General features: G+C 41.4%; 13 protein-coding genes and 1 tRNA gene. 13 read left to right on the forward strand and 1 reads right to left on the reverse strand.

The genetic code is table 11. The annotated features are described in order from the left end of the window. The first annotated feature begins 5 nt into the window (after positions 1-5). The 12 genes from mrdA to nrfE all read left to right on the forward strand — a co-directional run bounded on the left by mrdA (position 6) and on the right by nrfE (position 13,260). Positions 6-2,009 carry a penicillin-binding protein 2 gene (mrdA, locus tag C8D76_RS00300; RefSeq protein ID WP_116630845.1) on the forward strand — a complete coding sequence of 668 codons (2,004 nt, stop codon included), beginning with the start codon at positions 6-8 and terminating at the stop codon, positions 2,007-2,009. Continuing rightward, a complete protein-coding gene (gene rodA, locus C8D76_RS00305) occupies positions 2,006-3,124 on the forward strand; it encodes a rod shape-determining protein RodA (protein WP_116630846.1) in 1,119 nt (372 codons plus the stop codon). Before mrdA ends, rodA begins: the two co-directional genes overlap by 4 nt. A gap of 51 nt (positions 3,125-3,175) precedes the next feature. Further along, entirely contained in the window at positions 3,176-3,673 is a 498-nt protein-coding gene (locus tag C8D76_RS00310; protein ID WP_116630847.1) for a septal ring lytic transglycosylase RlpA family protein, read from the forward strand. 97 nt (positions 3,674-3,770) lie between these two features. Beyond that, complete coding sequence (locus C8D76_RS00315; protein WP_423802736.1) at positions 3,771-4,898, forward strand: serine hydrolase; 1,128 nt, start codon at positions 3,771-3,773, stop codon at positions 4,896-4,898. A gap of 113 nt (positions 4,899-5,011) precedes the next feature. Next, the gene (gene ybeD, locus C8D76_RS00320; RefSeq protein WP_116630849.1) at positions 5,012-5,314 is read left to right on the forward strand and encodes a DUF493 family protein YbeD; all 303 of its coding nucleotides are present in this window, start codon (positions 5,012-5,014) and stop codon (positions 5,312-5,314) included. 2 nt (positions 5,315-5,316) lie between these two features. Further along, positions 5,317-5,985: a lipoyl(octanoyl) transferase LipB gene (lipB, locus tag C8D76_RS00325; RefSeq protein ID WP_116630850.1), complete on the forward strand. Its 669-nt coding sequence runs from the start codon at positions 5,317-5,319 to the stop codon at positions 5,983-5,985. 45 nt (positions 5,986-6,030) lie between these two features. Next, positions 6,031-6,993, forward strand: coding sequence for a lipoyl synthase (gene lipA / locus C8D76_RS00330; RefSeq protein ID WP_116630851.1), 963 nt, complete (start codon positions 6,031-6,033; stop codon positions 6,991-6,993). A 286-nt stretch (positions 6,994-7,279) separates the two neighbouring features. Next, a complete protein-coding gene (nrfA, locus tag C8D76_RS00335) occupies positions 7,280-8,824 on the forward strand; it encodes an ammonia-forming nitrite reductase cytochrome c552 subunit (protein WP_116630852.1) in 1,545 nt (514 codons plus the stop codon). 69 nt (positions 8,825-8,893) lie between these two features. Further along, positions 8,894-9,541, forward strand: a complete 648-nt coding sequence (nrfB, locus tag C8D76_RS00340) for a cytochrome c nitrite reductase pentaheme subunit (RefSeq protein ID WP_423802733.1) — start codon at positions 8,894-8,896, stop codon at positions 9,539-9,541. Then, positions 9,538-10,218 carry a cytochrome c nitrite reductase Fe-S protein gene (nrfC, locus tag C8D76_RS00345; RefSeq protein WP_116630854.1) on the forward strand — a complete coding sequence of 227 codons (681 nt, stop codon included), beginning with the start codon at positions 9,538-9,540 and terminating at the stop codon, positions 10,216-10,218. Before nrfB ends, nrfC begins: the two co-directional genes overlap by 4 nt. Then, positions 10,218-11,177 (forward strand): cytochrome c nitrite reductase subunit NrfD, encoded by a 960-nt coding sequence (nrfD, locus tag C8D76_RS00350; protein WP_165814320.1) that lies wholly within the window; start codon positions 10,218-10,220, stop codon positions 11,175-11,177. The genes nrfC and nrfD overlap by 1 nt, the downstream gene beginning before the upstream one ends. A gap of 160 nt (positions 11,178-11,337) precedes the next feature. After that, a complete protein-coding gene (gene nrfE, locus C8D76_RS00355; protein ID WP_116630856.1) occupies positions 11,338-13,260 on the forward strand; it encodes a heme lyase NrfEFG subunit NrfE in 1,923 nt (640 codons plus the stop codon). A gap of 8 nt (positions 13,261-13,268) precedes the next feature. Here the strand turns inward: nrfE and C8D76_RS00360 are convergent. Next, positions 13,269-13,344 (reverse strand) — tRNA-Thr (locus C8D76_RS00360). 70 nt (positions 13,345-13,414) lie between these two features. On the opposite strand from C8D76_RS00360, the gene C8D76_RS00365 reads away from it, so the two are divergent. Continuing rightward, a complete protein-coding gene (locus tag C8D76_RS00365) occupies positions 13,415-13,942 on the forward strand; it encodes a DsbE family thiol:disulfide interchange protein (protein WP_116631090.1) in 528 nt (175 codons plus the stop codon). The last annotated feature ends 59 nt before the right edge of the window (positions 13,943-14,001 follow it).

Raw genomic sequence — 14,001 nt, forward strand, 5'->3', positions numbered from 1 at the left:
CCAACGTGGCGCTCTTAAGAAGATTATTTTCAGCTCCTAAGCACGAGCCGATCCGAGATAATAAATCGGAGCGGAACCTATTTGCGCGCCGCGCGTTGGTTGCCTTCGTCGGCACTTTAGTGCTAACCGCTGTTCTTATGATGAATTTGTATCACTTGCAAGTAAGCGAGTTTGACAAATACCAAACGCGTTCTAATGGTAATCGTATTAAATTGCTCCCTGTGCCGCCAACGCGTGGCTTAATTTATGATCGCAACGGCACCTTGTTAGCAGAAAATCTTACCTTCTTTGGTTTGTATATTGTGCCGGAAAAAGTGGAAAATCTTGACCGCACTTTGGAAGAATTACGCGCGATAGTTGGGTTAACAGACGAAGATATTGAACAGTTCAAAAAGGAACGCCGCCGTTCTACACGTTTTACCCCGATTTTGCTGAAACCCGATTTAACAGAAGAGCAAATTGCAAAATTTTCGGTAATTCAATATAACTATCAAGGGCTTGATGTGCGCCCTTATTTTAAACGTCATTATTTATATGGCGAGCCAATGACCCATATTTTAGGCTATGTGGCGAAAATAAATGATAAAGATGCGGAACGTTTGAAAAATGAAAATAAAGAAGCAGCTTATTCTGGCACCACAGATATCGGCAAACTAGGTATTGAGCGTTTCTATGAAGAACAATTACATGGCAGCGCTGGCTTTGAGCAAGTGGAAATCAATAGCCGCGGCAAGGTGATTCGCAAACTGAGTGAACAGCCACCCGTGGCTGGAAAAAGCGTGTATTTGACCATTGATCTGCCGTTGCAACAATATATTGCGGAATTACTTGGCAATCAAAAAGGCTCCGCCGTTGTGATCGATCCGAAAGACGGCAGTGTGCTTGCGATGGTGTCCAGCCCAAGTTATGACAATAATTTGTTTGTTGGAGGCATTTCTGGGGAAAATTATCGCCGCTTACTGAATGATGAAGATCGCCCATTGTATAATCGTGCTACGCAAGGTGCTTATCCGCCCGCTTCTACGGTTAAGCCTTTTGTGTCAGTCGCGGCGCTAACAGAAGGGGTCATTACGCCAGATTGGACGATTTCTGATCCCGGTTATTTCCAATTGCCTAATACCAGTAAAAAATTCCGCGACTGGAAAAAATCAGGGCATGGCCCAACGAATTTGCAAAAAGCCATTACGGAATCCTCAGATACTTATTTCTATACCGTTGCCTATCGAATGGGGATTGATCGTCTATCATCTTGGATGAAACGCTTTGGTTTTGGTATGCCAACGGGCATTGATATTCAAGAAGAAACTTCTGCGATTATGCCGAGCCGTGAGTGGAAGCAGAAACGCTATAAAAAACCGTGGGTAATGGGGGATACAATTCCAGTTGGTATTGGACAAGGATATTGGACAGCCACCCCGTTACAATTGGCGAAAGCAACCACGATATTAGTGAATAATGGGAAAGTGAATACCCCGCATTTAATGAAGGAAACCCATGGTTCAACGATAGAACCTTATAAAGATCCTTTGTTATATGATGATATTAAAGAACCTAATGCAGCGGCTTGGAGTGCGGCTAAACGGGGAATGTTTGGGGTAATTAATTCTGCTGGCGGTACAGGGCGTAAGGCGTTTGCTGGAACCACTTATATTGCCGCAGGGAAATCAGGTACAGCGCAAGTATTTAGCTTAAAAGAAGGGCAAAAATACAATGCGGCAAATCTGAAGAAATTTTTGCATGACCACGCATGGTTTACCGCTTTTGCCCCTTATGAAAATCCTAAAGTCGTGGTTTCCATTATTTTAGAAAATGCGGGTGGTGGCTCGAGTAATGCCGCACCTGTCGTTCGGCGTATTATGGATTTCTATTTGAATGAACGTTTGCCAAAATTGATGGCTGCAGAGCAAAATAATCCTGCATCTAGTAACCCTAATGGTGGGGCTGTGGAAAATTCTCAAGCGTTAGATGCACCAATGCCCGTAGATCAACCAACGGAAGATAAAAGATGAATGAGAAAAAATCATTAGTTTCCACAATTTGGGGAAAATTACACCTTGATTTTTGGTTGTTACTCGGTTTAATCATAATCTCTGGTTATGGTTTGATTGTGCTTTATAGCGCCTCGGGTGCCAGTGAAGTGATGTTCCGCAATCGCATTATTCAAGTGGTATTAGGTTTTGCGGTCATGATAATAATGGCGCAATTTCCACCGCGCTTTTATCAGAGTATTGGCCCTTACCTTTTTATTGTCGGGATCATTTTGTTGGTGCTAGTTGATCTAGTGGGGACTACGAGTAAAGGGGCTCAGCGTTGGTTGGATTTAGGGATTATCCGCTTTCAACCCTCAGAAATTGTCAAATTGGCGGTGCCATTGATGGTCGCTGTCTATTTAGGCAACCGAACTTTGCCGCCTAGTTTGAAAGACACCATAATTTCATTGCTATTAATCGTTTTCCCAACATTGCTTGTTGCTATTCAGCCTGATTTAGGAACATCGATTTTAGTTAGTGCTTCGGGCATATTTGTGGTATTTTTAGCGGGCATGAATTGGTGGCTAATTGGTCTTGCTGTGGTGGGCGTAGCAGCCTTTATCCCAATTATGTGGTTGTATTTGATGCATGATTATCAACGTACTCGGGTATTAACCTTGCTCGATCCTGAAAAAGATCCTTTGGGCGCAGGCTATCATATTTTGCAATCGAAAATTGCGATTGGCTCAGGCGGGCTTCTCGGGAAAGGCTGGATGCACGGCACGCAATCGCAGCTAGAATTTTTGCCAGAGCCCCATACAGACTTCATTTTTGCTGTATTAAGTGAAGAACACGGAATGATCGGCGTGATTATTTTGCTCACGATCTATTTCTTTATTATTACTCGCGGATTAATGATCGGTGTGCAAGCGCCAACGGCATTTGGTCGTATTTTAACAGGCTCGCTAACCTTGATTTTCTTCGTGTATATTTTTGTGAACATCGGAATGGTGAGTGGTATTTTGCCTGTTGTTGGCGTACCATTACCGATGATTAGTTATGGCGGCACGTCATTTGTATCGCTTATGGCTGGATTTGGCTTAATTATGTCAATTCACACCCACAAACGTACCCTTTATTCCCAAGGGAACTAATTTTGTTTTCTGAGTTCTTAGAAAGCGAAAGACAAAACTTGAGATTAAATTATGACTAAATTAAAGCGTTTTTTAACCGCACTTTTCGCCTTATATTTAACAGCTTGCACTTCGCATGCTGAAGCGAAAAAAACAACGAACCGTCCCACGGTAACACATACACAAGCCTTGACAAGATTAGAGAGTAATACTTATAGTGCGGATGGTAAAACCTTTACGACACAGCCTCGCCAAAAGGCAAACCATTATGAAAAAAAGGGGCAGGCGAGTTATTACCATAACAAATTTAACGGACGCCGCACAGCAAGTGGTGAAATATATCGTTCAAATAAATTAACCGCTGCGCACCGCACTTTACCATTAGGAAGTTACGTATTGGTAACCAATACGCGTAATAATCGTAAAGTGGTGGTAAAAATTAATGATCGTGGTCCATTCCATAGTTCACGCATTATTGATTTATCAAAAGCTGCCGCCTCTGAATTAGGCATGGTAGCAAATGGAACTGGATATGTAAAAGTTGAAAAATTATATCTGGCTCGTAACTAATAATAACATTGTAGAAGAATAAGCAGGATTTATGTTCTCAACAACTCTCAAAAAAACAAAAATTGTCGCATTAGCAAGTATGGCTGCATTTCCAATTATGGCGAATGCACAAGATGATGTCGCATTTCCAACAATGGTGCCTCCACAGGTCAATGCGGAAACCTATATTTTAATGGATTATAATTCGGGCGCGGTGTTAGCTGCGATGAATGCGGATCAGCGCCAATATCCTGCCTCATTAACCAAAATGATGACAAGCTATGTTATCGGAGATGCGATTAAACAAGGTAAAATCCATGCCAATGATATGGTCACGATTGATGAGAGCGCTTGGGGCAAAAATTTCCCCGATTCTTCAAAAATGTTCTTGAATCTTAATCAACAGGTTTCAGTATCGGATTTAAATCACGGTATTATTATCGTCTCTGGTAATGATGCTTGTGTGGCGATGGCAGAGCATATTTCGGGTTCAACAGAGCAATTTGTCGCCTTAATGAATAAATATGTGCAACAATTTGGTCTGAAAAATACTAATTTTGAAACGCCCCATGGTTTAGATCATCCAAATCAATATTCTTCTGCACGTGATATGGCAATTATTGGACGTCATATTATTCATGATTTGCCAGATGAATATAAAATCTACGCAGAAAAAGACTTCACCTTTAACAAAATTAAACAACCTAACCGTAATGGCTTATTATGGGATAAAACCATGAATGTGGACGGCATGAAAACAGGCCACACAAGCCAAGCAGGGTATAACTTAGTGGCTTCAGCAACCAATGCTGGTAATATGCGTTTAATTTCTGTGGTGATGGGTGTGAAAACATATAAAGGCCGTGAAGTTGAAAGCAAAAAATTATTGCAATGGGGCTTTAACAGTTTCGATACATTCAAAACCTTAGAAGCCAATAAAACAGTAGCAGAACGCCCTGTGTATTATGGTGATGCGGGCGATGTAGAAGTAGGCGTGTTACAAGATGGCTTTATCACTGTGCCTAAAGGTCGCCAAGCGGACTTAAAAGCAAGAATGGAATTTGAGAAAAAATATCTTGAAGCGCCATTGGCTAAAGGTCAAGTGATCGGTAAAGTGATCTACAGCCTTGATGGTAAAGATGTGGCGAACGTGGATCTTCAAATAATGAAAGATGTAGGCGAAGCTGGCTTTATTGGAAAAGGTTGGGATTGGTTAGTCTTAACCGTGAAAAGCTTATTTGATTAATTGACGTTTTGTTCAGAATTAATCAGCAAAACTTTCTCAAAATTGACCGCACTTTACTTATTTATAAGAGCCCAAAGTGCGGTGATTTTTTTCTCTATTTTAAGGAACATATTATGGCAGTATCAACGCGCGAATTTAATTTAAATGATATTCCACAAAAAGAGCTTAAGGATTTACTTGAATTTCCTTGCCCATTCACATTCAAAGTGGTGGGTAAAAATCGTCAAGATTTGATTGATGATGTTGTTGCGGTAACCCAAAAATATGCCAAAGGTGATTACAACCCTCGTGAGCATATCAGTTCAAAAGGGACTTATAGCTCAGTTTCAATCGACATTATTGCTGAAAATATCGAACAAGTGGAAACACTTTACGCCGAATTGGCAAAAATTGAAGGCGTAAGAATGGTGCTGTAAGCATGATTTCATTAAATATTCGCCAACTTGGCACACAAAATTATGAAACCGTTTGGCAGAAAATGCAGGATTTTACTGACAATCGTGATGAAAATACGCCCGACGAAATCTGGTTGGTACAACATCCTTCGGTGTTTACGCAAGGGCAAGCTGGTAAACCTGAGCATTTGCTTAACCCAACTAGCATTCCTGTGGTGCAATCTGATCGTGGTGGGCAAATTACCTATCATGGTTTAGGTCAGCAGATTATGTATGTGCTGATTGATATTAAACGCCAAAAAGCCGAAGGCAAGGATCTAAATGTTCGCCAATTAGTGACCGCACTTGAGCAATCTGTGGTGCAAACTTTGGCTGATTATGGCGTTTCAGCCTATCCGAAAGCAGATGCGCCAGGGGTATATGTGAATGTAAATGGGCAAGAGAAAAAAATTTGCTCTCTTGGATTGCGTATTCGCCGCGGCTGCTCGTTCCACGGATTGGCATTAAATATTAATATGGATCTTTCCCCATTTCACAATATTAACCCTTGCGGTTATGCGGGATTAGAAATGTGTCAGCTTGCGGATTTTGTTGAGCCAGCACAGGTAAATTGCGATTTGGTATCCCCTAAATTAGTTGCTCACGTTGTTAAAATTTTAGGTTATAATACTCAACAAATTTTTAACATTTAAACTTTTTTTGAGTTTACTTTCAATTTTACTATTTAGGAAAACTTTATGAGTACGCCATTTAAAATGGAACGTGGTGTGAAATACCGCGATGCCGCTAAAACATCGATTATTCAAGTGCGCAATATCGATCCCGATCAGGAATTGTTGAAAAAACCTTCGTGGATGAAAATCAAATTGCCTGCCAGTTCAGCGAAAATCGATGCGATCAAGAACGGAATGCGCCGCCATGGTTTGCACTCAGTTTGTGAAGAAGCGTCATGCCCGAATTTACATGAGTGTTTCAATCATGGCACGGCAACATTTATGATTATGGGGGCGATTTGTACGCGCCGTTGCCCGTTCTGTGATGTGGCTCATGGAAAACCGTTGCCATTAGATCCTGACGAACCGCGTAAAGTAGCAGAAACTGTGCAGGATATGAAACTGAAATATGTGGTGATTACTTCTGTTGACCGTGATGATTTAGCCGACCGTGGTGCAGCTCATTTTGCTGCAACGGTGCGTGAAATTAAAGCGTTGAATCCTGAATGTAAAGTAGAGATTTTAGTGCCAGATTTTCGTGGCCGTGTGGAACAAGCTGTGGCGATTTTAAAACAAAATCCCCCTGATGTATTTAACCACAATTTGGAAAATGTGCCGCGTTTATACCGTGAAGTGCGTCCAGGTGCTGACTATAATTGGTCATTAGAATTGTTAAAAATCTTTAAACAAGAGTTTCCTGATATTCCAACTAAATCTGGTTTGATGGTGGGTTTAGGGGAAACAAATGAAGAAATTTTGCAAGTGATGCGCGATTTGCGTGATCATGGTGTCACTATGCTAACGATTGGACAGTATTTGCAACCAAGCCGCCATCATTTAAAAGTGGAACGCTATGTGCCACCAGAAGAATTTGATATGTTCCGCGTTGAAGCCGAGAAAATGGGCTTTGAACATGCAGCTTGTGGGCCTTTTGTGCGTTCTTCTTATCATGCAGATCTTCAAGCTAGCGGTGAACTCGTGAAATAATTGCCTTTCAATATAAAATAAACGGAGAATATATGTTCTCCGTTTTTTATTCTCGTGATCTATATCAAAGTTTTGTCTGAATACCCCTTTGTGGGTATTTTTTGTGGCAAAATAACCCTAGAAAATATAAGGCGTAAAAAAGGTCTTCTCAAAGCGCGCAATCCTTTGCGTATAACAGACCTGATTGCCATTTTTATTTTAGTGACACAATTCCGACATCAATATGTGTGATTAAGATATTTTTGTAGATACACATTTTATTTTGAATGGAGTGATTACCGTGAACATGCTCAAAAAGACACTATCATCATTAGCGATGATTGGTTTAGGTTTCGCAATGGTAAATTCAGCGTCAGCGGAAGATTATCCTCAAACTACGCACGAAAAAGCGGAGCAATTGCAACAACCTTTACCTGATGCGGCGGCAAAACGCGCGCCAACTAAGGCTGAATTAGCTAAACCAAATCCTGAATTAAAAGTGGATACTGTGAATGAAAAATTCGCGAAAGATTTCCCACGTCAATACAATTCATGGGCAAAAACAGCGGAGCAAACTGAATTTCACCGCGAAGTCGAAGATGATCCGCGTATGATCGTACTTTGGGGTGGATATGCTTTTGCAAAAGAATTTAACTCACCACGCGGTCACTTCTATACCGTTACTGATGTGCGTAATATTTTACGTACAGGCGCACCAAAAGATGCGAATTCAGGCCCACAACCAATGGCTTGTTGGACATGTAAAGGCCCAGATGTTGCACGTTTAATTTCAGAACTTGGCGAAGAAGGCTATTTCTCGGGTAAATGGGCAAGAGAAGGGGCGCAAGTGGTCAACAGTATCGGTTGTGCAGACTGCCATGATACTAAATCTCAAGAATTTAAAGACGGCAAACCTGCATTACGTATTGCTCGTCCACACGTATTACGTGCATTAGATGCGGTAGGTAAAAACTTTGCAACTTCTGACCGTACAGATCAACGTGCGGCAATCTGTGCAAACTGCCACGTAGAATACTACTTCGATAAAACCGAAGGGGTGAATAATGTGGTTTTCCCTTGGTATAAAGGCCGTGATGTAGATAGCATCGAAAAATACTACGATGAAATCAACTTCTCTGACTGGACTCACTCAATTTCTAAAGCGCCAATGTTAAAAGCGCAACATCCAGATTTTGAAGCTTGGTCAATGGGTACTCATGGTAAAAATGGGGTAACCTGTGTTGATTGTCATATGGCGAAAACACAAGACAAAGATGGTAAAGTTTATACCGATCACCAAGTGGTTGGTAACCCTGCCAAAGATAACTTTGAAAACACTTGTGCTCGTTGTCACGATCAAAGCAAAGAAACTATGGTGAAAACTGTAGAACAACATAAAGCAGACGTGAGAGATGTGTTGGTTAAACTTGAGGATCAACTTGTTAAAGCGCACTTTGAAGCAAAAGCGGCATGGGATGCGGGTGCAACTCAAGACGAAATGAAAGATGCGTTACAAGCTATTCGTCATGCACAATGGCGTTGGGATTATGCGGCAGCAAGCCACGGTATGCATATTCATGCGCCTGATGTTGCTTTAAAAGTGATTGCTTCTGGTTTAGACCGTGCAGCAGATGCGCGTGCGAAATTAGCAGTAATTCTTGCTAAACATGGTGTTCAACAACCAATTAAATATCCAGATGTTTCAACAGCTGAAAAAGCGTGGAAAGTGATGGGTATTGATATTGAGAAAGAACGTAAAGATAAAGAAGAGTTCATCAAAACTGTCATTCCTGAGTGGAATAAAGAAGCGGTTGAAAAAGGCTTAATCTTAACTCCACCACCTGCAAAATAATGAAAAAATCGACCGCACTTTTGTGCAAAACAGTAAAAGTGCGGTCAGTTTCTAGCAAGAATTAAGGTAATGATTATGAACTTATTAACAAAATTTGCAAAACTCTCAGCGCTGCTAGGGGCGATGTTTGTTGCGATCTCAGTTCAAGCGGAGAATGCAAAGCCTGCGACAGAACAAAATGTACCTGTTGCTGCCTTTGATCAGACCCTTGATAACGTTCGTGATCCCAATAAATATTGTGCTCAATGCCATAATTTGGATACTACGCCTGATCAGGCTGTGGGAACCAATCATGCGGGTAAATTCCACGGTACGCACTTAACAAAAGAAAACCCAACAACAGGTAAACCTATTACTTGTGTAACCTGTCACGGCAACATTACAGAAAATCACCGCAAAGGTGTAAAAGATGTAATGCGTTTCCATGGTTTATGGGATAAACAGCAAACCGTGAAATATACGCCAGCAGAACAAAACCAAGTTTGTTTCTCTTGCCACCAACCAGAAAAATTACAAGAAAAATTCTGGGCGCATGATGTTCACTCAATCAAATTGCCATGTGCAAACTGCCACAAATTACACCCTGAAAAAGAAGCAATGAAAGGCATTGCAGTGAAAGAGCGTGTAAAACTTTGTGTAGATTGCCATAGTGAACAGCAAAAACAGAAAGAAGCTCGAGAAAAACAATTAGCGACCGAACAAAAGGATAAACAATGACAGCTTGCTCACGCCGAAACTTTGTTTCTGGAGTGGGGGCATTAATCCTTACAACGGGAGCAACAGTTAGTTTAACGGCACAAGGTGAAAGTGATAAACAAGCTAAACCAAAACGCTATGCAATGGTACATGACGAAACAGCTTGTATCGGTTGTACAGCCTGTATGGAAGCTTGCCGCGAAACCAACCAAGTGCCAGAAGGTGTTTCTCGTTTGGAAATTATCCGTAGTGAACCTATCGGCGAGTTTCCGAATCAAGAATACGAATTTTTCCGTCAATCTTGTCAACATTGTACCAATGCGCCATGCGTTGCGGTATGCCCGACAGGTGCATCTTATATTGATCCTGAAACGGGAATTGTTGACGTTCATAAAGATCTTTGTGTGGGTTGCCAATATTGCGTTGCAGTATGTCCATATCGTGTTCGTTTTATTCATCCAGTGCATAAAACGGCAGATAAATGTAACTTCTGTCGCGATACCAATTTGGCAAACGGCAAACAACCTGCTTGTGTTGAAGCCTGCCCAACCAAAGCGCTCACATTTGGCGATATGAATGATCCACAAAGTGCGGTGGCGATGAAAGTTAAAATGAATCCAGTGTATCGCACCAAAGTGGAATTGGGTACTCAACCAAACTTATACCATATCCCATTCGGCAAGGGGGAGCATAGATAATGAACGAATATGTACCATTTCACACTCCGAACCTTGTTTGGCACAGCACCATTGCAATTTACTTGTTCTTATTAGGGATTTCATCAGGTGCAGTGCAATTAGCGATTGCTTATCGCCGCACCCATAAGTTGGAAAAACCGAATGAAAACTGGATTGTACGCAGTGCAGTATTCCTTGGAACAGTGCCTACATTAATTGGTCTAACACTTTTGATTTTCCACCTTGCACGTCCGTGGACTTTCTGGAAATTGATGTTTAACTATCAATTTAATTCCGTAATGTCTATGGGGGTGATGCTTTTCCAAATTTATATGCTATTTATGGTGATTTGGATTGCAGTTCTTTTCAAGGCAGAAATTGATGCGTTAATTAAACGTTTTGTACCAAAACTTCAGTTCTTAACAAGCTGGATTGGTAAACTTGAACGTATTTTTTCCGCAGCAGAAGTGGTTTTATTTATCTTAGCCGCCGTATTAGGTGCATATACAGGTTTCTTGCTTTCAGCGTTAATCAGCTATCCAATGCTGAATAACCCAGTATTGCCAGCGTTGTTCTTGGCTTCGGGAACGTCCTCTGGTATTGCTGCAACCTTCCTATGTATCTTACTGGCTGGTAAATTAAAAGGTGATAGCCACGAAGTGCATTTTATGCACAAGTTTGAAGTGCCAATTATGGTAACTGAGCTTGGTTTGATTGTGTGCTTTTTCGTTGGTTTACACTTTGGTGGTGGTCAGAAAGTGGTCGCATTACACAACGCTTTATCTGGTTTTTGGGGCGTGGTGTTCTGGCTTGGCGTTTTCTTAATCGGTATTATGATCCCACTCATTGCCAACCTATTTGCCAGCGACAGACTCAAATATAATGTGAAATTTATTATTTGGGTGTCAATTTTTGACTTAATCGGTGTGCTTTGCCTACGCTACTTTATTTTGTACGCAGGGCAATTAACAGTCGCCTAGTAAAGGTTATCTATTGTAAAATAAGGGCGTTTTTGCGCCCTTATTTGTCACTTAAAGCCTGCGACAATCACAAAATCTATTTATTATTTCAGGCGGCAAGCAAAGACTCTTTGATATTCTTGTCTGATCTTAGAAATTTTTGAGAATGATGTAACCAACTATGCTACCTGAACTCGGATTTATCGCATTACTTATCGCTATATTGGCTTCGGCATTACTTTTTATTGTGCCGACTATAGGGATTTATAAAAATAACCTGAATTTTGTCCGCACTTCTTGGGGGCTGAGTTATCTTTTCACCATTTTCACAACCATTTCTATTGGTATTTTGGCTTATAGTTTTGCGGCAGATGATTTCTCTTTAGAATACGTTGCAGCACATTCCAATTCGCAATTACCCACCTTCTTCAAACTAGCAGCTACATGGGGCGGGCATGAAGGTTCAATGCTATTTTGGCTATTTTCGTTGAGCCTATGGGTAAGCATATTTGCCTATGCCAGCCGAAAAATTGATCCGGTTATTGCAACACGCACCTTATCTGTTTTAGGGCTATTATGCCTAGGATTTGGGCTGTTTATCCTTTATTTTTCCAACCCATTTATTCGCCAATTCCCAGTGCCACCAGAAGGGCGTGATTTGAATCCAATGTTGCAAGATGTGGGGTTGATTTTCCACCCGCCGTTGCTCTATTTAGGCTATGTGGGATTTGCCGTGAATTTTGCTCTTACCATTGCCGCATTACTGAGTGGACATTTAGATGCAGCATTGGCGCGCTGGATGCGACCTTGGGCATTAGTTTCTTGGTTATTGCTCACACTCGGCATCGTGCTAGGCGCTTGGTGGGCATATTACGAACTTGGCTGGGGCGGCTGGTGGTTTTGGGATCCCGTAGAAAATGCGTCTTTAATGCCATGGCTGCTTGGATTGGGCTTATTGCATAGTTTAGTCGTCACCGAACAGCGGGGCATTTTTAGCTATTGGACAATCCTATTCTCTTTGTTCGCTTTTGCTTTTAGTTTGTTGGGAACATTCATCGTGCGTTCTGGGGTATTAACCTCTGTGCATGCATTCGCCGTGGATGGCGAACGTGGAACAGCATTGCTGGTATTATTTTTCCTATTGACCGTTGGTTCTTTCACATTATTTGCACTCAAAACGCAGTTGCGCCAAAGTGCGGTCAGATTTTCACTAATTTCAAAAGAAACCTTATTATTGAGTGCGAATGTTCTTTTCTCCGTTGCCACCCTCACCGTATTTATCGGCACGTTTTACCCTATGCTGTTCAACGCATTAGGCTGGGGTTCTATTTCTGTTGGCGCGCCTTATTTCAACAGTATTTTCCTGCCGTTAATTATTATTTTATTGGTTGCGATGGTGTTGGTGCTTGCCACAAAATGGCAAAAAATTAACCGCACTTTATGCTTAAAACGCCTATTATTGCTGATACCAAGTGCGATTTTAGCCTATGTTTGGATTAGCGCCACAATTTCGCAAGATGAAAGCTTGAAGTTTAATCTTGTCGCTTTTCTCTTAATCTCACTCGCCATTTGGCTATTTTTTGCTACCCTTTGGACGAATTGGCGCGCAATGAGCATAAAACGTCTTGGTATGATTTTGGCGCATTGTGGTGTGGCGGTAACAGTGATTGGTGCAGTGATGTCGAGCTATTTCGGCTCTGAAATTGGCGTCAGACTTGCGCCGAATCAGCGTCAAACATTAAATGGCTATGAATTTCATTATCTTGGTTTCACCAATGAAATTGGTGCGAATTATACTAGCGAAAAAGCCCACTTTGATATTTATAAAAATGGTGTGAAACAGATCTCACTTTTCCCAGAGCGCCGTTATTACGATGTGCGCACGATGAATATGTCCGAAGTCGGCATCAGTTGGGGATTGTTAGGGGATATTTACATTGTTATGGGTGACAAATTAACCAAAGAAAGTGGTGTTTCTGGTGAGTTTACTTTCCGCCTACATTATAAACCGTTTATCGGCTGGCTATGGTTTGGTGGAATACTGATGGCTTTCGGAGCAATGCTTGCCGTAATGGGATTAAATCGAAAAACTAAGAGATATTAAGAGAGAAGTGGTGCCGACTATCGGAATCGAACTGATGACCTACTGATTACAAGTCAGTTGCTCTACCTACTGAGCTAAGTCGGCACTGATGAAAGTGCGGTCATTATATGAATTTTTTTCTGCCTTGCAACTATTTTTAATGAAATTTTAAATGATGAAAAAGAAATTCCTATTATTTTTGCCCTTAATCGCAATTTTAGCCGTGTGCATATTGCTGTTAGTCGGGTTGCATCAAGACCCCAAAAAGATTGCATCTGCCTTGATTGATAAACCCGTGCCAGAGTTTTTTCAGGCAGATTTACAAGATCCGCAGCGGATTCGCAGCAACAAAGATTTTCCTAAACAAGCCTTTTTGCTCAATGTGTGGGGCAGCTGGTGTTATTATTGCAAGCAAGAACATCCCTTGCTGAAAGAGTTGGCAGCGCAAGGCATTAAAATTGTGGGGCTGAATTATCGCGATAAACAACAAAATGCGTTGGAATATTTGCAACATTCGGGCGATCCATTTTTATTTAGCATTGATGATAGCCGTGGCACTTTGGCTATGAAACTAGGTGTCGATGGTGCGCCTGAAACCTATATTGTGGATAAATATGGTGTTATTCGTTATCGCTATTCGGGCGCATTTGATCGAGAGGCAATACAGCAAGTGATTTTGCCCGAATTAGAAAAATTAAAGTAAAAAGAAACGATAACGTTCAATAGCGATGATAATCAGAGCGAAAGCGCAGTGGATGATGA

This window comes from Alitibacter langaaensis DSM 22999 (assembly GCF_003096995.1).
Classification (GTDB): domain Bacteria; phylum Pseudomonadota; class Gammaproteobacteria; order Enterobacterales; family Pasteurellaceae; genus Exercitatus; species Exercitatus langaaensis.

Coding starts and splice junctions, on each gene's coding strand:
- rodA (WP_116630846.1), top strand. CDS start 2,006: ATGAATGAGAAAAAATCATTAGTTTCCACAATTTGGGGAAAATTACAC.
- C8D76_RS00310 (WP_116630847.1), top strand. CDS start 3,176: ATGACTAAATTAAAGCGTTTTTTAACCGCACTTTTCGCCTTATATTTA.
- C8D76_RS00315 (WP_423802736.1), top strand. CDS start 3,771: ATGGCGAATGCACAAGATGATGTCGCATTTCCAACAATGGTGCCTCCA.
- ybeD (WP_116630849.1), top strand. CDS start 5,012: ATGGCAGTATCAACGCGCGAATTTAATTTAAATGATATTCCACAAAAA.
- lipB (WP_116630850.1), top strand. CDS start 5,317: ATGATTTCATTAAATATTCGCCAACTTGGCACACAAAATTATGAAACC.
- lipA (WP_116630851.1), top strand. CDS start 6,031: ATGAGTACGCCATTTAAAATGGAACGTGGTGTGAAATACCGCGATGCC.
- nrfA (WP_116630852.1), top strand. CDS start 7,280: ATGCTCAAAAAGACACTATCATCATTAGCGATGATTGGTTTAGGTTTC.
- nrfB (WP_423802733.1), top strand. CDS start 8,894: ATGATTATGAACTTATTAACAAAATTTGCAAAACTCTCAGCGCTGCTA.
- nrfC (WP_116630854.1), top strand. CDS start 9,538: ATGACAGCTTGCTCACGCCGAAACTTTGTTTCTGGAGTGGGGGCATTA.
- nrfD (WP_165814320.1), top strand. CDS start 10,218: ATGAACGAATATGTACCATTTCACACTCCGAACCTTGTTTGGCACAGC.
- nrfE (WP_116630856.1), top strand. CDS start 11,338: ATGCTACCTGAACTCGGATTTATCGCATTACTTATCGCTATATTGGCT.
- C8D76_RS00365 (WP_116631090.1), top strand. CDS start 13,415: ATGAAAAAGAAATTCCTATTATTTTTGCCCTTAATCGCAATTTTAGCC.